This window comes from Streptomyces sp. NBC_00523 (assembly GCF_036346615.1).
Lineage (GTDB): Bacteria > Actinomycetota > Actinomycetes > Streptomycetales > Streptomycetaceae > Streptomyces.
Map to the genome: position 1 here is coordinate 302,023 of NZ_CP107836.1, position 19,175 is coordinate 321,197.

The 19,175-nt window shown below is 70.4% G+C and carries 13 protein-coding genes and 1 pseudogene; 7 read left to right on the forward strand and 7 right to left on the reverse strand.

Features of this window, described 5'->3' with window-relative positions; translation table 11 throughout:
* Nucleotides 1-2: 2 nt before the first annotated feature.
* Nucleotides 3-701, reverse strand: a complete 699-nt coding sequence (locus OHS17_RS01485) for a TetR/AcrR family transcriptional regulator (protein ID WP_330310674.1) — start codon at nt 699-701, stop codon at nt 3-5.
* Between the two features lie 336 nt (nt 702-1,037).
* Between OHS17_RS01485 and OHS17_RS01490 the strand changes: the two genes are divergently transcribed.
* Nucleotides 1,038-4,457, forward strand: coding sequence for a CARDB domain-containing protein (locus OHS17_RS01490; RefSeq protein ID WP_330310675.1), 3,420 nt, complete (start codon nt 1,038-1,040; stop codon nt 4,455-4,457).
* Between the two features lie 102 nt (nt 4,458-4,559).
* Complete coding sequence (locus OHS17_RS01495; protein ID WP_383164252.1) at nt 4,560-5,849, forward strand: haloacid dehalogenase-like hydrolase; 1,290 nt, start codon at nt 4,560-4,562, stop codon at nt 5,847-5,849.
* A gap of 64 nt (nt 5,850-5,913) precedes the next feature.
* Here OHS17_RS01495 and OHS17_RS01500 read toward each other — a convergent pair whose 3' ends face one another.
* Entirely contained in the window at nt 5,914-6,519 is a 606-nt protein-coding gene (locus OHS17_RS01500) for a lytic polysaccharide monooxygenase auxiliary activity family 9 protein (protein ID WP_330310677.1), read from the reverse strand.
* Nucleotides 6,520-6,793: 274 nt separating this feature from the next.
* On the opposite strand from OHS17_RS01500, the gene OHS17_RS01505 reads away from it, so the two are divergent.
* The 3 genes and pseudogenes from OHS17_RS01505 to OHS17_RS01515 all read left to right on the forward strand — a co-directional run bounded on the left by OHS17_RS01505 (nt 6,794) and on the right by OHS17_RS01515 (nt 8,462).
* Nucleotides 6,794-7,576, forward strand: coding sequence for a calcium-binding protein (locus OHS17_RS01505; RefSeq protein WP_330310678.1), 783 nt, complete (start codon nt 6,794-6,796; stop codon nt 7,574-7,576).
* A gap of 491 nt (nt 7,577-8,067) precedes the next feature.
* Nucleotides 8,068-8,136: pseudogene (locus OHS17_RS01510) on the forward strand (hypothetical protein); the annotation flags it as partial.
* 167 nt (nt 8,137-8,303) lie between these two features.
* Nucleotides 8,304-8,462 carry an FG-GAP repeat domain-containing protein gene (locus tag OHS17_RS01515; protein WP_330310679.1) on the forward strand — a complete coding sequence of 53 codons (159 nt, stop codon included), beginning with the start codon at nt 8,304-8,306 and terminating at the stop codon, nt 8,460-8,462.
* A gap of 79 nt (nt 8,463-8,541) precedes the next feature.
* Here OHS17_RS01515 and OHS17_RS01520 read toward each other — a convergent pair whose 3' ends face one another.
* The 5 genes from OHS17_RS01520 to OHS17_RS01540 form a co-directional block, all read right to left on the reverse strand.
* Nucleotides 8,542-9,777 (reverse strand): hypothetical protein, encoded by a 1,236-nt coding sequence (locus OHS17_RS01520; protein WP_330310680.1) that lies wholly within the window; start codon nt 9,775-9,777, stop codon nt 8,542-8,544.
* Nucleotides 9,778-9,818: 41 nt separating this feature from the next.
* Nucleotides 9,819-12,875, reverse strand: coding sequence for an alpha-mannosidase (locus tag OHS17_RS01525; protein WP_330310681.1), 3,057 nt, complete (start codon nt 12,873-12,875; stop codon nt 9,819-9,821).
* A 69-nt stretch (nt 12,876-12,944) separates the two neighbouring features.
* Complete coding sequence (locus OHS17_RS01530; protein WP_330310682.1) at nt 12,945-13,961, reverse strand: LacI family DNA-binding transcriptional regulator; 1,017 nt, start codon at nt 13,959-13,961, stop codon at nt 12,945-12,947.
* Between the two features lie 55 nt (nt 13,962-14,016).
* Nucleotides 14,017-14,943: an ROK family protein gene (locus OHS17_RS01535; protein ID WP_330310683.1), complete on the reverse strand. Its 927-nt coding sequence runs from the start codon at nt 14,941-14,943 to the stop codon at nt 14,017-14,019.
* On the reverse strand, nt 14,940-16,652 hold the full coding sequence (locus OHS17_RS01540; protein WP_330310684.1) for a class I mannose-6-phosphate isomerase: 1,713 nt from the start codon (nt 16,650-16,652) through the stop codon (nt 14,940-14,942). Before OHS17_RS01540 ends, OHS17_RS01535 begins: the two co-directional genes overlap by 4 nt.
* 271 nt (nt 16,653-16,923) lie before the next feature.
* On the opposite strand from OHS17_RS01540, the gene OHS17_RS01545 reads away from it, so the two are divergent.
* Complete coding sequence (locus OHS17_RS01545; RefSeq protein WP_330310685.1) at nt 16,924-18,240, forward strand: ABC transporter substrate-binding protein; 1,317 nt, start codon at nt 16,924-16,926, stop codon at nt 18,238-18,240.
* The gene (locus OHS17_RS01550) at nt 18,237-19,175 is read left to right on the forward strand and encodes a carbohydrate ABC transporter permease (RefSeq protein ID WP_073865312.1); all 939 of its coding nucleotides are present in this window, start codon (nt 18,237-18,239) and stop codon (nt 19,173-19,175) included. Before OHS17_RS01545 ends, OHS17_RS01550 begins: the two co-directional genes overlap by 4 nt.

Sequence of the window (19,175 nt, forward strand, 5' to 3'; positions counted from 1 at the left end):
GGTCAGCGCAGGCGGGTGAGCCCGTCGAGGACCACGGCGATGCCGGTCAGGAACTGCTCGCGGTCGTCGTGCTCGCGAATCCGGCCGACTACGGCGTGCATGAACGGGTAGTCCGCGACGGGGAGTTCTTCCCAGGCCGCCGAAGCCGCGCCGAAGAAGGCCTCGCGGTCCGCATCGGCGTCGAGTCCCGAGGCGTCTCCCGCGATGTCCGCGTTCTGGCTGATCGCGCCGAGGATGTAGTGCACGAGCGTGGAGGCCGCGTCGAACCAGCGGTCCTCGGGCACGCCGAGCGCATCCATCTGCCCGCCGATCCGCTCGAAGAGCCCCACCGTCACCGGGCCCATCGGATTGCGGACGATCTGCAGCATGAGCCGCGTGGCGAGCCACTTGTGCTCGTCGATCGCGTCGAACACGGCCAGCGCGACACCGCGGATCCCGTCCTCGGGGGACGTCCCCGCCCCGGCGGGTTCCGCCTCCAGGGCCGCCATGACCAGCGTCTCCGTCGCCGCGTCCAGCAGGTCGTCCCGCTTGCCCACGTGATAGGCGATCGCGCCGGACCCGGTGGACAGCCGCTCACTGAGAGCCCGGACGGTCAGCGCACGCTCCCCGCCCGCATCGAGCAGCGCGACCGCGGCCTCGATGATCTGCTCCCGGGAAAGCACCTGGTTACGCCGCTCGGTGCGGCGTGCTCGCGTCGTCATACCTCCATGCCGCCACATTTGGTACGACGCACCAATTTAGTTCAGTGATCCAAAACTCGACGCCCAGCGGCGCACGACGTGGACCTCGCCTCGAAGCCCTCATTCCGCTTGCCGCACCGTGCGTCATTCCCGACCGCCGAGCGTCACAACACCGTCAGAACCGTTGACAAATCTTTAACCTGTCAGAAATCTATCTCCACGTAGCTGCAAATCCTTGACTCATTCACTCAAAAACTCATCACAGCCCTTCTTGGGCGCGGGACTTCGCCCCACCTGTTCCACGCTCCACGAACCGTCCCGCCTCTTCTCCCCACCCCTCATCGAACAGAGGACAGCATGAGACGGAAGTCATCCGCCCGACGGCTGGTCACCGGGCTGCTCGCGGCCTGTCTGATCCCCCTCGGACTCGTCCCCGCCACGGCGCACGCCGCCGCGCCCGCGGCCGTCGCCGGGCCCAACCTCGCGCTGGGCCGCCCGGCCACCGCCAGCGGTGCCAACGGCGAGTACGGCGCGGGCAACGTCACCGACGGGAACCAGGCCAGCTACTGGGAGGGCCCCGGCGGCTCCTTCCCGCAGTGGGTCCGTGTCGATCTCGGCGCCAGGACGTCCGTCAACGAGGTGACCCTCAAGCTCCCCACGACGTGGGAGGCGCGCGACGAGACGCTCACCGTGCAGGGCAGCACCGACGGCGACACCTGGAGCACCCTCGCCGGCTCCGCCAAGCGCACCTTCACGCCCGCCGCCGCCGGCGCCGTGACCCTCGGCTTCGGCGCCACCGACGTCCGGTACGTCCGGGTGCAGGTCACCGCCAACACCGGCTGGCAGGCCGCGCAGCTCTCGGAGCTGGAAGTCCGCGGCGCGGGCGGCGGAAGCGACCCGGGTGACCCCGGCACCCCGCCCACCGGCACCAACCTCGCCAAGAGCAAGCCCGTCGAGGCCAACGGCTACGTCCACACCTTCATCCCGGCCAACGCCAACGACGGGGATGTGAACACGTACTGGGAGTCCGCCGGACTGCCGGGGCAGCTCACCGTGAAGCTCGGCGCCGACGCGGAGCTCTCCGCCGTCGTCGTCAAGCTCAACCCCGACTCCGCGTGGGGCGCGCGGACGCAGGCGATCGAGGTGAGCGGGCGTGGCCAGAACGCTTCCGCCTTCACCACGCTCAAGGCGCGCGCGAACTACGACTTCAGCCCGGCGGGCAACAAGAACACCGTGACCATCCCGGTCTCCGGCCGCGCCGCCGACCTCCGGCTCGCGATCGGCGCCAACTCCGGTGCACCCGGAGGCCAGATCGCCGAGGTCGAGGTCGTCGGCACCGCCGCGCCCAACCCCGATCTCACGCTCACCGACCTGAGCTGGACACCCGCCTCCCCGTCCGAGAAGGACGCGGTGGGCGTCAAGGCAACCGTCCGTAACGCCGGCACGGCCGCCTCCCCGGCCACGACCGTCACCGTCAGCCTGGACGGCACGGTCGCGGGCACCGCCGCCGTCGGCGCGCTCGCCGCGGGCGCCTCGGCGACCGTCACGGTGGACACCGGCAAGCACCCGCAGGGCTCCTACGCGGTCTCCGCCGTCGTGGACCCGGACAACACCGTCGTCGAGCAGGACGACAGCAACAACAGCCGGGCCGGCGCCACGCCGCTCGTCGTCGCGCAGAGCCCCGGCCCCGACCTCCAGGTCACCGGCATCGCCACCAACCCGGACAGCCCGGCGAGCGGGGCGAGCGTCAGCTTCACCGTCACCGTGAAGAACCGCGGCACGAGCGCCGTCGCGGCCGGCACCGTCACCCGGCTGACGGCCGGGACGACCACGCTCAACGGCACCACCCCCGCCGTGGCGGCGGGCGCCTCCGTCCAGGTGCCGATATCCGGCACGTGGACCGCGACCGACGGCGGCGCGACGCTCACCGCGAGCGCCGACGCGACGAACACCGTCGCCGAGACCGACGAGAACAACAACACCTTCGCCCGCTCGATCGTCGTGGGCCGGGGCGCCGCCGTGCCGTACACCGAGTACGAGGCCGAGAACGGCACGTACACCGGCAAGCTCCTCACCACCGACGCCAAGCGCACCTTCGGGCACACCAACTTCGCCACCGAGTCCAGCGGGCGCAAGTCGGTGCGGCTCGACAACACCGGTGAGTACGTCGAGTTCACCTCCACCAATCCGACCAACTCGATCGTCGTCCGCAACTCCATCCCGGACGCCGCAGCGGGCGGCGGGCAGTCCGCGACGCTCAGCCTCTACGCCGACGGAAAGTTCGTCCGCAAGCTCGACCTCTCCTCGAAGCACTCGTGGCTCTACGGCTCGACCGACGACCCCGAGGGCCTGACCAACACCCCCGGCGGAGACGCGCGACGCCTCTTCGACGAGTCGAACGCGCTGCTCGCCCAGACCTATCCGGTGGGCACCAAGTTCCGGCTGCAGCGCGACGCCGGGGACTCCGCGGCCTTCTACATCGTGGACCTGGTCGACCTGGAGCAGGTCGCCCCGGCCAAGACGAAGCCCTCCGAGTGCACCTCGATCACCGAGTACGGCGCCGTCCCCAACGACGGCATCGACGACACCGACGCCCTCCAGCGCGCCGTCATGGCGGACCAGTCCGGTCAGATCTCCTGTGTCTGGATCCCCGCCGGGCAGTGGCGCCAGGAGCAGAAGATCCTCACCCCCGACCCGCAGCACCGCGGGCAGTACAACCAGGTCGGCATCAAGAACGTGAAAATCGTGGGCGCCGGCATGTGGTACTCACAGCTCTACACACTCACCCAGCCGCAGGACGCCGGCGGCATCAACCACCCGCACGAGGGCAACTTCGGCTTCGACATCGACGACAACACGCAGATCTCCGACCTGGCCATCTTCGGCTCCGGACGGATCCGCGGCGGCGACGGCAACGCGGAGGGCGGCGTCGGCATCAACGGGCGTCTCGGGAAGAACACCAAGATCACCAACGTGTGGATCGAGCACGCCAACGTCGGTGTCTGGGTCGGCCGCGACTACTCCAACATCCCCGAGCTGTGGGGGCCGGGCGACGGCCTGGAGTTCAGCGGGATGCGGATCCGCGACACGTACGCGGACGGCATCAACTTCACCAACGGCACCCGTAACTCGACCGTCTACAACTCGTCCTTCCGCAACACGGGCGACGACTCGCTCGCCGTCTGGTCGAGCAAGTACGTCAAGGACACCTCGGTCGACGTCGGCTCCAACAACCACTTCCGCAACAACACGATCCAACTGCCCTGGCGGGCCAACGGGATCGCGGTCTACGGCGGCTTCGGGAACACCATCGAGAACAACGTCGTCTCCGACACGATGAACTACCCGGGCATCATGCTCGCCACCGACCACGACCCGATCCCCTTCAGCGGCCAGACGCTCATCGCGGGCAACACGCTGAACCGCACCGGCGGGGCGTTCTGGAACGAGGACCAGGAGTTCGGCGCCATCACGCTCTTCGCGCAGGCGACGAGCATCCCCGGCGTCACGATCCGGGACACCGACATCCACGACTCGACGTACGACGGCATCCAGTTCAAGACGGGCGGCGGCCAGTACACCGGGACGAAGATCTCCGACGTACGCATCGACCAGTCGAACAACGGCTCGGGCATCCTCGCGATGAGCGGTGCGCGCGGTGACGCGACCCTCTCCAACGTGACGATCACGAACTCGCGGGACGGCGACCTGCTCGTCGAGCCCGGCTCGCAGTTCACCTTCACGGGCAGCCCCACGAAGGGGGCCGCCAAGCGCTGATCCGTCACCCGTGTACCGGTGCCGTCCGCGTCCCCGAGGGGGCGCGGACGGCACCGCGTGCCCTCTCTACATCGCTGAAATACTGATGTACCGTCCACTCGCATGCGTATCCGTCTTGTTCTCGCATGGACCTCAGCTGTGACGGCCGCACTCTCGGTCGTGGCCGCGACCGGCCCCGTGGCTGCCGCCCCGGCCCACCCCGGCGGCGTTGCGCCGACGGCCCGCTGCCCTCAGCTTTCCGACGATCTTCCCTGGTACGGCGACAACAGAGCCCAACTGCAGCGCATGATCGATGAGCGCGGCACCTGCCACGGCAGAGGGGGGCCGCGCCCGGTCGCGGCGTTCGACTGGGACAACACCATCACCAAGAACGACGTCACCGACGCCACCATCAGCTGGTCTCTGCGGCACGACAAGATCCTTCGGCCCGCCAGCTGGAAGGACACCAGCAAGTGGCTGACCAGCACCGCGAACAAGGCGCTCACCGACGCCTGCGGAACCGAGGTCAAGGTGGGGGCGCCCCTGCCCACCTCCACCAACGCCCGCTGTGCCGACGAGATCCTCCAGATCCGTGAGGACGGCACGACGATGAGCGGCGAGGCCGCCTTCGCGGGGAAGTGGGACCACCGGCGCACCGTGCCGCAGTACGCGTGGGTGCCGCAGCTCTTCGCCGGACACACCGTCCCCGAGCTGCGTGCGTACACCGAGGCGGCGCGCGCCGAGGCCCTCGCCGCGCCGGTCGGCGCCACCCGTACCGTCGGCACCCACGTCCTTCCCGCCTATGTGCGGTACTACGAGCAGCAACGGGACCTCGTCCGGACGCTCCAGAAGGCCGGATTCGACGTCTGGATCGTCTCGGCGGGCTCCGAGCCGGTCACCGAGGTGTGGTCACGCGGCATCGGGATCGACCGGGCGCACACCGTCGCCATCCGGTCCGTGCTCGACCGCAGGGGCCGCATCACGACCAGCAACGAGGGCTGCGGCGGCGTGGGCGTCACCAAGGGTGAGGCCATCCCGTACATCGACGGCAAGCGCTGCTGGATCAACCAGGAGATCTTCGGGATCAAGGGCCGGGCCGCCTGGAACCAGCAGGCTCCCCACCGGCGGATCGCGCTCGGCGGCGGTGACGCCGACACCGACGTGACGTTCGTCGGCGATGCCACGGGCGCGCACCTGGTGCTCAACCGCAACAAGAACGAGCTGATGTGCCGCGCCTACGACAACGCCGACGGGCGCTGGGTCGTGAACCCCATGTTCATCGAGCCGCTGCCCCGCAGGACCACGGCCTATCCCTGCTCGACCGCCGCCTACACCGAGCCCGACGGCACCCTCGGTCCGGTGCGGCGTGGGGACGGCAGCGTCGTTCCGGACCAGCGGGACACGGTGTACTGAGCGGGAAGCCCCGCCGGGGCAGGGTGTCCCTGCTCCGACGGGGCTCGGTGCGGTGCACCCCGGCTCAGCCGAAGTTCACGTCGCTGCACCACATGTACGCCTGGTCGAGGTGGGATGCCTGCCAGATCACGAACATGACGTGGTGTCCGGTGTAGCCGGAGGTCTGGACGGGGAACGTGATGTCCTGGGCCGGCGCGTACGAGCCGGTCTGCGTGATGAAGTCGAGGTTGCCCCAGCCCAGGGTCTGGGTCGTGGGGTCGAAGCCCTGCTTGCTCACGTAGACCTTGAGGTAGTCGGCGCCGTGGGACGCCTGGTCGTGCAGGTGCACCGAGAAGTTGTCGCCGACCGTGGTCGTCTTCCACGCCCCGGGCTTGTCCAGGCTGGCGTTCCGGGACAGGTTGTTGCCGCAGAGCGTTCCGTCGGGGGTCTGCGCCTCGAACTGACCGCCGAGGCCGTCCCGTAGCGCGCTCATCCAGTTCCACATGGTGTCGCTGTTGGCCTGCCATGCCTGCCAGCACATGGGGTCCTGCGTCTGCATGGCCGGGTCCGTGTGGTTGCTGCCCCACGTCTCCCAGCACTTGTACGCGCGGCTGGCGGGATCGACGATCGTGCCGTGGGCCTGGGCCGGGGTCGACCACGTCAGCGCGCCGATGACGACGGCGAACAGCATGACGAGTGACTGGAGGGGGCGGCGGAGGCGCGACCTCGAACGCCCGGTTAACGGAATCCTGTTGTTCATGTGGGGGGAACTCCTTCCAGTGGCAAAGCTATCGTGGGAGCGCTCCCAACGGTACGACTTTCACAGGACATGTCAATGAAACAAACCAAGTCGATCATGAGCCGGGCCATGTGACACCGCCCGGTTTGCGCTCTTGCGGATTCGGACGGGAACGGGAGACTGCCTTCACCACCCGCCCCACCGCCGCCCCTTGAGACGAGGACTCATGAACCGCAACCGAGCCGCCGTCAGCGCTCTCGCAGTGACCCTGTTATCCGCCGGTCTCACCGTCGGCCCTGCGGCCGCCGGCTCCGTCGCCGCCCCTGTCACCGGGGCGAAGGCACGCGTCGGGGCCGACTGGGAGACGCAGTCGATCGTCTTCACCGCCGCCGCGGGGCAGACCAACGACCTCAACATCTATCCGATGTACACGAGCGACGGGATCCGCCGGATCGGCTTCAGGGACGCGGTCCCACTGGAGCCCGGCGAACACTGCGCGTACTCCAGTCCCGAGGACCTCACCGTCGTCGTCTGCGAACTGCCCGCCGACAGCGCACGCCCCGACAGGATCGACGTGTTCCTCGGCGACGGCGACGACACGATCGCCGCCTTCGATCCCGGAATGAACACCGTCAGCGGCGGCCCGGGGGACGACGTGCTGCACGCCCACACCGCCCGCACGGTGCTGGGTGATGCGGGGGACGACATGGTCATGGGACCCGCCACCCTCTACGGCGGCGACGGCATGGACCACCTCATGGGCGACAGCGACAACCAGCGGATGTGGGGCGGCCCCGGCGACGACATGATCGAGGGCTACGAGGGCAACGACATCGTGTACGGGGGGCCCGGCGACGACCACGTCATGGGCGGGGACGGCCGGGACATCCTCCTCGGCGGCTCCGGCGACGATGTGGTGAACGGCGAGGGCGGCGACGACTTCGTCTGCGGCGGCACCGGGAAGGACACCCTCGACGGCGGGGACGGCCGCGACATCGTCCTCCCGTAGGTGAACGCGGGTTCCCCTTGGGGAGGAGTGGCGTCCGATGCTCCTCCCCTCCCCAGCGGGGCCACGCACCCGGATCCACGGTTCGGTGGATCCGGCAGCGGACTCTCGGACCTGGAACCCCGCGGCCTTCACGTCCTCTTGCGGACCTTGATCTCCATGCGATTCACCCCGCCGGCCTCGTGTATTCGTACCAGGGCAACGGGACCGGTGGGCTGCGGGCCAGGCAGGAGGCGGTGGGCGACCGGTTCCCCGGGGGCACGCTCCTCGTCCCCTTCGGCGACACGAACGGTGACCGCTGCAACGACGTGCTCGTACGTCAAGGGAACGAACTGCGCGCCTACCGGCCCGGCTGCGACGGCATCGTGTCGGCGTCGTCCCCGTCCACACTCATCGGCTCCGGCTGGGCGCAGTACGACGTCATCACCTCACCGGGCGATGTCGACGGTGACGGGATCAGTGACCTGGTGGCACGCCAGACGACCACCGGCGACATGTACTTCTACGCGGGCACCTCGACGCACAAGCTCACCACCCGGGTCCGGATCGGGACGGACTGGCGGCTCTACACGAAGATCGTCGGAGCCGGCGACCTGAACGGCGACGGCAGGGGTGACCTGCTCGCGGTCGACAAGTCCGGTGCGCTCTGGCGCTATTACGGCAAGGCCGCAGTGCCGTCACCGCGCGCACGGAGGTCGCGTCGGACTGGGGTTCCGCCTACACCACGGTCGTGGGCGCGGGTGACCTCACGGGTGACGGCCGCGCCGACATCGTGGCCCGCGACGGCAGCGGCAAGCTGTACCGCTTCAGCGGCACCGGCACGGGAACCCTGTCCGGCCCGGCGACCATCGGCACGAGTGGCTGGAGCAGTTACACCGGGCTGTACTGACGGCCGGCCTGCTTCCGCCGCACCTGAGCGGCTCGGCGGAAGCAGGCGATCTCCGTCCTGCCGTCATTGCAGGCAGGGGTCAGACCGGCAGCAGGCCCGGGAACTGCCCGTGTCCCATGTCCGGTGCGGTGACCGCCAGCCAGCCGTGGCCGCGCACGACCGTGTCCAGGACACCCACCAGGTCCGGGTCGACCGACAGGTCCCCGCACACGTCACGGACGCCGCCCGTGATGTCGTCGTCCTCGGCCTCGTCGTCGTCCTCGCCCCAGCCCCCCTCGGCCGCGTACTGCCGCACCATCCGGCCGTCCTCGGCGGCGAACCAGATGTCCGCGCCGCCGGCGTCGTCCACGAAGAACAGCTGGGCCTTGCCGCACGCGGCGCTGACCCGCTCCACCGTCGCGACCATGTCGTTCCAGTCGTCGTAGCCGACGAGCTGGCGGAACTGGCCGAACACCAGGCGCCAGCCGTCCAGTTCCGGTGTCACGAAGGCCCGGCTGATGCCACGGGACGGGGCCTTCGGGCTCGGACTCCGTACCTCCTCGCACATCGCGGCCGCCACACCCGTCTGCACCGTCACGGGGCGCGGGTCGTACAGGCCCAGCGCTTCGAAGACGCCCTCGTACGTCGCCCCTGGCACGGCCAGCCACCAGGCGCTGAGCTGGGTGTCGGGGACCGCTCGAACGCCGCCCGGGAGCTTCACCCGTACCAGCCGCTCCACCAGCATGCGGTCGCGTTCGTCGAGCGCGTCCAGGCCGCCGCCCTCGATCAGGAGACCGAGCGCGCCCCGGCGTACCGGCCGGGAGGAAGCCGGGTCCCGGCACAGTTCCCGGAGGCGCGGCGCGTACGAGTCCCACATGGCGTGGAGGTACTTGCCGGGCTCACCGTAGAAGTCGCCGCCCCGGGCGGCCTTCTCCACCAGGGCCCGCAACCCGGCCTCGGAGTCCACGCGCAGCCTGAGCAATCCCGCGTAGCCGACGTTCGACAGCCAGCGGTCGGGGTCGAGGGCCAGTGCCGCGTACCGCCCGGCACAACGCTCGTCGAAGAAACGCAGCAGCCGGCCCCTGAGCCATTCGTCCAGCTCCCCGGCGCCCGCCGCCGCGAGGACGGCGTCGAAGGCCGGCGGACCGATCCGGCTCAGCACCTCCCCGTACACCTTGAGACGCTGGGACGACTGGTCGGCGCACACCGCTTCCAGCACCCTCGGCAGCGCGTTCTCGCCGTGGGCCGCCAGCCGTTCCACCGCCGCGGTCACGCGTGCCGAGTCGCCGGTGTCCAGTTCCTCGATGAGGGCTTCGATCCCGGGTTCGATTGCCATGGCGGGATCCTAACGATCTCGTGCGGGACCGTCCGCAGCCGTCAGGCGCCCGGGGTCAGACAGAGGGTCAGGATCTGGAACGGGCGCAAGGTCAGGTGGATGTCCTGGCCGTCGACGTCCGGCGCGGGCTCATTCGTCAGTTCCCGTTCCAGCAGATCCGTGATCCGCGCGCCGGCCAGAGGGAAGCCCGTCCTGAGCGTCGTCCGCGCGCGGCCGCCCGCGGCTTCGTAGAGGCGGACGATGACACGGCCCGAGCGGTCGTCGGCGAGCTTGACCGCCTCGATGACGACATCACCTCCGGATGCCCGGACGAGCGGTTCGACAGGCGCTCCCCCGGGCACGACGCGCTCGGGGAGGTTGAAGCGGTAGCCCTCGCGGACCGCGTCCCGCAGACCGGCGCCGATGACCAGTCCGTAGCGCAGGCGGTGTTCGCCGCGGTCGCAGTCGGGGTCGGGGAAGAGCGGGGCGCGCAGCAGCGAGAGCCGTACGGTCGTGGTGGTTCCGCCGTCGGGGCGGACGTCCCTCGTGACGTCGTGGCCGTAGTTGGAGTCGTTCACGAGGGCAGCACCCCAGCCGGGTTCCTCGACGTGCAGATAGCGGTGGGCGCAGACCTCGAAGCGGGCGCTGTCCCAGGAGGTGTTGGTGTGCGTGGGACGCCGGACGTGACCGAAGGGGATCTCCGCGCTGGACTCCGCCGCCCTGATGTCGAGCGGGAAGGCCGCCTTGAGGATCTTCTCGCACTCCTGCCAGTCGACGTCGGTCTCGACGTCCAGCCGGCGGCTGTTCTCCTCCAAGCGCAGTACCTGGGTGATGCGGGAGGCGTTGAAGCCTCGTACCACTCGGATGCCTCCGGGGACGGCGACGACCTCGTCCGCGTCGGTCAGGTCCCGCACGGTGTTGCGGTAGAAGGCGTCGACGTCCCAGGCGTCCCACTGGTTCGGGAAGTCCTGGTGCAGTTGGAGGAGGTTTCCGACCGTGCCGGGAGCGAGCGCCTCGCGTCCGACGGTCAGGTCGTATGCGGAGGTGATCAGACCGCGGGTGTCCACCGTGATCCGTACGAGGCCGTTGTCCAGCACGAATCCGCCGCCCTCGGCGGGGTGGGGTTCGACCGGCCGGGCGGCCCGTGCCCGCGGGGACCCGCCGAGCGCGGGAATGCCGTCGCGGGTGTGCGGTGCGGCGTTGAACACGGTTTCGCGGGCCGTCCCCTCCGCACCGGATGCCGCCAGGGCGCGTTGCGCGGAGTCGATGACCGCGCCGAGCTCCCGGGCGGTCTCGGCGTAGACGGTCTCGGCCTCCCGGTGCACCCAGGCGATCGAGGTGCCGGGCAGGATGTCGTGGAACTGGTGGAGCAGGACCGTCTTCCACACCCGGTCGAGCAGCTCGTGGGGGTAAGGCAGGCCAGTGCGCAGTGCCGCTGTCGCGGACCACAACTCGGCTTCCCTGAGCAGGTGTTCGCTGCGCCGGTTGCCCTGCTTGGTGGCGAGCTGGCTGGTGAGTGTGCCGCGGTGCAGCTCCAGGTACAGCTCGCCCGACCACACGGGGGCGTCCGTGTACTCCGCCTGTGCCTTGGTGAAGAACTCCTCGGGGCTCTCCATCTCGACGCGGGCCGAGCCCTCCAGATTCTCCAGCCTGCGAGCCCGGGCCAGCATCTCGCGGGTGGGGCCGCCGCCGCCGTCTCCGTACCCGAAGGGGACGAGTGAGCGGTTGGCGGCGCCCTTGTCCCTGAAGTTGCGCTCGGTGTGTGCGATGTCGGCACCCGAGAGGTCTCCATTGTAGGAGTCGACGGGCGGAAAATGGCTGAAGATGCGGGTGCCGTCGATGCCCTCCCACCAGAAGGTGTGGTGCGGGAAGGGGTTCGTCGCGTTCCAGGAGATCTTCTGGGTGAGAAACCACTTGATGCCGGCCAGCTTCATGATCTGGGGCAGGGCGGCGTTGTAACCGAAGGTGTCGGGCAGCCACATGTCCTCGGTCTCCACCCCGAATTCCTCCAGGTAGAAGCGCTTGCCGTGGACGAACTGGCGTACCAGCGACTCGCCCCCGGAGAGGTTGGTGTCGGGTTCGATCCAGAGGCTCCCCGTGGGGATGAACTGCCCGGTGCGCACCTTCTCCACGACGCGGGCGAACACCTCGGGCCGCTGCTCCTTGAGCCAGGCGAGCTGCTGGGCCTGGGACATGACGAAGCGGAAGCCGGGGTGGTCGTCCATCAGGGCGGTGACGTTGGAGACGGTCCTGGCCGCCTTGCGGACGGTCTCCCGTACGGGCCAGAGCCAGGCGGTGTCGATGTGCGCGTGGCCCACGGCGGAGACGCGGTGCGCCCCCGCGTGCGCGGGTGAGGCGAGTGCCGGGGCGAGCACCTCGCGCGCGCGTGTGGCCGTTCCCCCGATGTCCTGGAGGTCGATCGCGTCCAGCGCCCGGTCCACGGCGTGCGTCAACTGCCAGCGCCGGGTGGAGTCCTCGGGCAGCTGGTGCATCAGCCCGGAGAGGACGTCCAGGTCCTGTACGAGTTCCCAGACCGTGGGGTCGAAGACGGCCAGGTCCATCCGGTTCAGGCGGTAGAGCGGTGTGTCGGGTGCGGTCTCGCCGCCCAGCCACGGGGGAACTCCGCCGGCCCGGGTGGGGACGAACGGGTCACTGCCGCTTCCCGAGTCGAAGATGACCGGGTTGGCCGCCGCCTCGATGTAGTAGACGAACTCCTCTCCCCCCTCGGCGCGTTCGGTGATCGGCAGCCATGCGTTGCGGGGATTGAGTGCCTTGACCGGGCTACCGTCCGGGCGGTAGACGAGGCCCTCGGCGGAGAAGCCGGGCTGGGTGGTGCCGAAGCCGAGGTCGAGCACCGCTTCGACCCGCTGCCCGGCCCAGCCGGCGGGGACGGTGCCACTGATCCGGAACCAGGTGGTGGACCAGGCGGGCCCCCACAGGTCACCCGTGCGCACCGGTTCGTACGGCGCGCCGATACCTTCGGCCACGGGTACGGGTTCGCCCGTGACCGGCCGGACGGCGATGTCGAGGGGAAGGCTCTCGGGGTATACGGCGGGCCTCAGGCGCAGGTCGAGGAGGCGGGCCAGCCGGCTTTCGGTGACCGTTCGGTCGTGGTGCATGGGTGCTCCGGAGGAGGAAGGCGGGGCAGGAGGGCAGACCGGTGCCGTGGGAGTGGCGGGGGGTCCGGATCAGCGTGTCCCGTAGCGGATGACGCGGGTGGGTACGACGGTCCTGCGGGCCGGGATCGGCTCGGCGGACGAGCCGTTGATGCGGTCGATGAGCATCTGGCCGGCGCGTCGGCCGATCTCGTCCGCGTCGTACGACACGATCGTCAGGGGCAGGCCGAGGACGTCGGCCAGGTCGAAGTCGTCGAAGCCGGCGAGCGCGACGGGGCGGCCGAGGCCGTGCACGGCGCGGATGGCGCCCTGCGTCAGCCGGTTGTTGGTGCAGAAGAGGGCCGTCGGCGCGTCGGGGGCATCGAGCAGCGCGCGTGCGGCGGCCTCGGCGGTGGGTACGTCGGTGAGGCCGCGGCGTACGTGGGTCTCGGCGGGTTCGATCCCGGCCGCTTCGTGGGCCGCCCAGTAGCCGCGGAACCGTTCCGCTCCGGTGTACAGGGCGGGCGGGTTGCCGAGGAAGCCGATGCGGCGGTGGCCGTCCGCGATCAGCTGCCCGACAGCCTGCTCGGCTCCGCCGAAGTCGTCGACCAGGACACAGTCGGCGTCCATTCCGGCCGGCGGCCGGGAGGCCAGCACGATCGGCATTCCGCGCAGCGCCGCCGGAGCGAGGTGCCGGTGGCTGCTGCCGGCCGGGACGACGATCATGCCGTCGACCTGACGGGCGGTCAGGTCATCGACGAGTCCCCGCTCCTTGTCGACCTGCTCGGCGGTGTTGCTGAGCAGGACCCGCAGGCCGTGCTCGGAGGCAACCTCCTGCACGCCCAGGGCGAGGCGGGAGTAGAACGGGTTGGCGAGGTTGGTGACGACCAGTCCGATCATCCCGCTGCCGCCCAGGCGCAGGCTGCGTGCCGTTTCGTTGCGCCGGTACCCCAGCGCTTCGACGGCGGCCAGTACCCGTTCCCGGGTGGTGCCGCTGACCCGGGCGTCGTCCTTGAGCACGCGGGAGACGGTCATGGCACTGACACCGGCGCTCGCGGCCACGTCGCGCATCGTGGGGGCGCCGTTGTCGCCCGCGCGGTGCTGTGCCATGTGCGGTTCTCCTGCGGATCGGTGGACGGGCTCGTGGGTCGGTGACGCGGTCATTCTAGGTCCGTGCCCGCGGAGCGACGGCGGCCCCGCGCAGGGTCCAGTGCGCGGCGCCGATGAGGGGCGCGTCGGCCGAGCGCCGCGCCGTGACGGCCGGGGGCGCGGCGCCCGGTGCGCATGCTGCGATGCCCTCGCGGACCGCGGGCCCGAGCAGGTCCCAGGAGCCGGCCATCGAGCCGCCGACGACCATCAGGTCCGGCCGGAACCGCTCGCACCAGGGCGCGAGGGCCCGTCCCAGGGCGCCGAAGCAGTGCCTGATCGCGTGCAGGGCGGGCTCGTCGCCGGCCCGGGCCGCGCCGGCGATCTCGTGCACGTCGGGAAGGGGCCCGTCTCCGGGCAGGGCCGCGGCGGTGGCGTAGAACCTGCGGATGGCCCGGCGCGAGACCACCTCCTCCAGGGGAAGCCCGTCGACGGTGAGCCGGTGGGCGCGGCCGCCGGGCGGTACGTCGGGTCCGTCGGTCACGGGCCGCCCGCCGTCCAGGAACGAGGAGCCGACGCCGGTTCCGAGCGTGACGCACAGGACCCGGCGCCGCCCTGCCGCCGCGCCCGCCCGGTACTCGCCCAGGGCGAAGGCGTCCGCGTCGTTGACGAAGCTGATGCGGCGGGGGGCTCCGGGGAGCCGGAGGAGCAGTTCCGCTCCGACGTCGACGCCGTGCAGCGACTCGAACTTGCCGATGCCGCGGAAGCGGCCGACCCCGGTTCCGTAATCGAAGGGGCCGGGTATCGCGACGCCCCAGTGGGCGCCCGCCGGGGCCTCGGCCCGGGCGCCGGCGGCGGCGATGGCGTCGAGGAGCTCACCGGCGGGTGCGTCGGCGGGGACCGGCTCCCGGACCACGGTCAGGGGCGCCGGCCGCGCGGACGCGGTGTCGATGACGGCGGCCGTCACATGGGTGCCGCCGATCTCCAGTACAGGAACGTGGCTCATGCCGGGGCCACCAGGGACTTCACCACGTGCACCGGTTCGCTGCCGACCGGGTGCAGCCGGTAACCGCCCACGCCCGCCGGGATGGTGAGGGTCTCGGCGAAGGCCAGGTCGTGCCGGTCCCCCCGGTCGGTCTCCACGACGACACCCCCGCCCGAGGAGACGTTGAGGATGTGGAAGCGGCCTTCGGTGTCGTCCTCGGCGGGCCCGGGCCCCTCGATCACGAAGCGGTGCACCGCGTAGAACATCTCGGGCAGTGCCCCGATGACCTCCTCGCGCCAGCCCCGGCCCTCGCGCAGGGTCCTCGGCTCCTGGACGAGCTCCTTGAGGACGTCGTCGCCGCGGCGCGCGGTGTCGAGGTTGGCGAAGGCGTGGGCGGAGGAGAGGGGCCTCGGCGCACCGGAGACGCCCTTGCGCAGCCAGTCGTAGAAGCGCAGGGAGTAGAGGTAGGGGGTGGCGCTGATCTCCAGGACCAGATTGCCCTCACCGGAGGCGTGCGGGGTGCCGGCCGGGATCATGTAGAGCTGCCCGTTCTCCGACGGGTGCGTCATCACGTGGTCCTCGACGCGCAGCGGGGTGCCCTGGGCCGCGGCCGCCTCGACCTCCTCGCGCATGACAGTCACGTCCGTACTGTCCCGCAGCCCGAGGTAGACCCGCGCACCGGGGTCGCACGCGGTGACGTAGTACGTCTCGTGCTGGGTGTAGGGCCACCCGAAGGCCTCCCGCATGTACTGCTCCCGGGGGTGCAGGTGCAGGGAGAGGTTGCCGCCGCCCATGGTGTCGAGGTAGTCGAAGCGGATCGGGAAGGAGGTTCCGAAGCGGCGGTGGACGTCCGGCCCGAGGAATGTCTCGGGGTGGAGTGCGCACAGCAGCTGGAAGGGCAGTTCCACCTGTGCCGTCTCGTCCTGGCCGACGAGGACTCCGGCTTCGGGGGCGATCAGCTCGTAGCCGAGGGCCGTGTTGCCGTGGCGGGGTTCGAAACCGAGCTCCCGGGCGGCCCACCGGCCTCCCCAGGGGGTGGAGTTGAAGAAGGGCCGGCTGCGTACGGGGCCGGAGGCGAGGGCGGCCAGGGTGGCCCGGACCGCCGTGCCGTCCAGGGAGGCCGGGCCGTGTGCGCCCTGGAGGTCGATCCAGCGGTCGACGCGGGGGGCCAGGCGGTCGCGGTGGCGGTCGCCTACGGGCCAGTCGGTGTAGAAGAGGCTGCGCAGCTCGCCGGGGGTGCCGGGGCGGCCCAGGTTGACGCCGAGGGGCAGTTCGGCGCGGGTGACGGCCTCCTCCGCGTACCGCTTGGGCAGGTCGGCCCACCACAGCAGGTCGGGCTCGCTGAGCGCGGCGCCGGGGCCGAAGACGAGCAGGACACCGTCGGCCGGACGCGGCTGGACGGGAGGCGTCTCGAACAGGTCGTCCATGGAGAACCCGGCGAGCGGCAGGAAGAACGGGTCGGCGTCCGCGTCGGGCACGCAGAGCCGCTGAACCGCGTCGTCCGACCAGAGGGCGCGCACATCGCACATCGCGACCTGCGTACCCCGTGCGCGCAGAGCGGCGGCGAGGGCGTCGGCCGTCGCCTCCCAGTCGAGTGCGGCGGGGCCGTCCAGGGCCAGGACGACGGGCGCCGTGGGCACGTCCGCGACCGCGGCGGCCCAGCCGGTGACGACGGTGCCGCCGGTGACGGCGTACCGGGGGTTGCGTTCATAGGGACGGGGCTGGTGCACAGAAGCTCCTGAAGAAGGGACCGGCAAGCATCGGCATGGTATCGATAACACCCTTGGTCGAACAAGGCGGCTATCGAATCGGTTCACGAAACCCTTCCCTGACAGGACTTTTCTGGTTCAGCCAAGAGAACCCCTTGTTTCAGCCACATGGTGTCGTTAACATCCTCGCAACCCGGAGCGCCATGACGCACGCCGTACGCGCCTCCGGCGGCCTCCCCACCGCATACCGGAGCCCAGGCATCCCCGCCGGGGTCCAGAGGGAAGTGAGCCCATGAGATCCACCGGCGAGACGACGGCGCAGTCGTCTCACCCGCTCCGCCGGCGCACCGTGCTGGCCGGCCTCGGGGCCGGCGCTGCCGCCGCGCTGGCCGGCGGCTGCGCGCGGGGCGACAGCACCGCCGCGAAGCCGGGGACGACGTCCCTGGCCAACGACAACGCCACCTGGGACGACGGTTACGTGGCCGCCGGACACGAGCTGAAGAAGCTCACCGGCTACGCGCTGCGGCCGCTGTCGAACCCGAATCCGACCGCGTACACCCAGGTCACGCAGATCTCCCTGCAGACGACCAAGGCGACCGACCTGATCAAGTGGCAGGCGGGCTACAACCTCAAACAGCTCGCCCGCACGGGCAGCCTCAGTGATCTGACGCAGCTGTGGGACGCCTACGAGCGCAAGGGCTGGGTGACCAAGTCCCTGCGCGACTCGATGTCCTATCGGGGCGCGGTGTACGGGATGCCCCTGTACCAGTCGTACTACGTGCTCTTCTACAACACGCACGTCTTCGACAAGCACGGCCTGCGGGCGCCGGAGACCTGGGACGAGCTGCTGCACACCGCGGAGGTGCTCAAGAAGTCCGGTGTCGTTCCCTTCGTCGCCACGCAGAGCGGAAACTGGCCCGCCTACGAGTGGTTCGAGGAGCTGATCAGCAAGGTCGACCCGGTGTTCTACGCGGATCTGATCGCGGGCCGGGCCCGGTACACCGATCCGCAGGCGCACAAGGCCATGCAGATCTGGCAGGACTTCATGAAGAAGGGCTGGATGACCCCGGCCGACTTCGACCAGAACAACGGTCCGGCCGCGCTGAAGACGGGCAAGGTCGGCATGTTCCTGCACGGTTCCTGGCAGTCCCAGGGACTGGCGGCGGCGGGCATGAAGCCGGGTGAGGACTTCGACGCCTTCGTCCTGCCTCCCGTCGACGCCTCCACCAAGCGGTCCGTGATCACCGAGGCGGGCGTGCTCGCCGTCCCGGAGAAGGCCGTCTCGCACGACGCGGCGATGGCCAACGCGGGCCACTGGCTGCACCCCTCGGTCCAGCGGGTGTGGACCGACTTCCTCCAGGACGGCTCGGCCAACCCGAAGGCGGTCACCTCCAACCCGGTGCTCGCCCGGCTCAGGAAGCGGGCGCTGGACGAGCACTGGACCGAGCTGCCCCGCTACGGCCAGTCCGGGCCGCCCAATCTCATGCAGGGGAACACCGATGACCTGGGAGCCTTCATGACGCATGCCATGTCGCCCGAGGCGACGCTGCGCAGCATGGCGAGCCGCGCCACCAAGGAGTGGGCCGCGTGGAACAAGGACGAGTCATGACATCCGCCCTCGACACGCGTCGCACCTCCACCGGTCCCACGGCCCCGCCCGCACCCCCGGCCGGCAAGCCCTCACGCGGGCTCCGGGACCGGTTCGCCTCGGCGGGCTTCCTCGCCCCGGCCGTCCTGCTCGTCGCCGGCCTGCTGCTCACACCGTTCGTGGTGACGCTGTACCGGAGCTTCTTCAGCGACAGCCGGGTCTCCGGCTTCACCTGGTTCACCAACTACGGGCTGTTCTTCAGCGATCCGGTTCTCGCCAAGTCCGTGGAGAACACCCTGATGTGGGTGGTCGGCACGGTGGCGCTGCCGCTGGTCCTGGGACTCGGCATCGCGGTGATGACGAACGGTTCCGGGTGGTCCCGGATTCCCCGGCTGCTGGTGGTCCTGCCGTACGCGATCTCCGGCTCGGCCGTGGCCGTCGTCTGGAACTTCCTCCTGACCACGGACGGGGCGGCCAACCAGGCGCTCGAATCGCTGGGGCTGGGGTCCTTCGCCCAGGGCTGGCTGCTGGAGTGGCCGGGGAACACCCTCGTCATGATCGTCGCCAACACCTGGCAGGCCACGGGGGTGGCCGTGATCCTCTTCCTGGTCGGTCTGCAGACCATCCCACCGGAGACCCTGGAGGCCGCGTCGCTCGACGGCGCCGACGGGCTGCGCAAGTTCTGGTACGTGGTGCTGCCGCAGCTGCGGACCGTGTCCGTGATCGTCGTCGGCAGCAGTCTGGTGAACGGGCTGAAGTCGTTCGACCTGATCTGGGTCCTCACCCAGGGCGGCCCGGGCCGCAGCTCCGAGACGCTCGCCGTCTCCATGTACCAGGAGACCTTCCTCGCGCTGCGCCCCGGGGCCGGAGCGGCGGTCGCCGTCGTCCTCACCGTCATCGTGCTGCTGGCCTCCTGGCTGTATCTGCGGCGCCAGCTCACTCCGAAAGGCGCCTGA

What these genes read in the sequence shown, in the direction of transcription:
- OHS17_RS01485 (WP_330310674.1), bottom strand. Translation starts at nt 701, where the DNA reads ATGACGACGCGAGCACGCCGCACCGAGCGGCGTAACCAGGTGCTTTCC.
- OHS17_RS01490 (WP_330310675.1), top strand. Translation starts at nt 1,038, where the DNA reads ATGAGACGGAAGTCATCCGCCCGACGGCTGGTCACCGGGCTGCTCGCG.
- OHS17_RS01495 (WP_383164252.1), top strand. Translation starts at nt 4,560, where the DNA reads ATGCGTATCCGTCTTGTTCTCGCATGGACCTCAGCTGTGACGGCCGCA.
- OHS17_RS01500 (WP_330310677.1), bottom strand. Translation starts at nt 6,519, where the DNA reads ATGCTGTTCGCCGTCGTCATCGGCGCGCTGACGTGGTCGACCCCGGCC.
- OHS17_RS01505 (WP_330310678.1), top strand. Translation starts at nt 6,794, where the DNA reads ATGAACCGCAACCGAGCCGCCGTCAGCGCTCTCGCAGTGACCCTGTTA.
- OHS17_RS01520 (WP_330310680.1), bottom strand. Translation starts at nt 9,777, where the DNA reads ATGGCAATCGAACCCGGGATCGAAGCCCTCATCGAGGAACTGGACACC.
- OHS17_RS01525 (WP_330310681.1), bottom strand. Translation starts at nt 12,875, where the DNA reads ATGCACCACGACCGAACGGTCACCGAAAGCCGGCTGGCCCGCCTCCTC.
- OHS17_RS01530 (WP_330310682.1), bottom strand. Translation starts at nt 13,961, where the DNA reads ATGGCACAGCACCGCGCGGGCGACAACGGCGCCCCCACGATGCGCGAC.
- OHS17_RS01535 (WP_330310683.1), bottom strand. Translation starts at nt 14,943, where the DNA reads ATGAGCCACGTTCCTGTACTGGAGATCGGCGGCACCCATGTGACGGCC.
- OHS17_RS01545 (WP_330310685.1), top strand. Translation starts at nt 16,924, where the DNA reads ATGAGATCCACCGGCGAGACGACGGCGCAGTCGTCTCACCCGCTCCGC.
- OHS17_RS01550 (WP_073865312.1), top strand. Translation starts at nt 18,237, where the DNA reads ATGACATCCGCCCTCGACACGCGTCGCACCTCCACCGGTCCCACGGCC.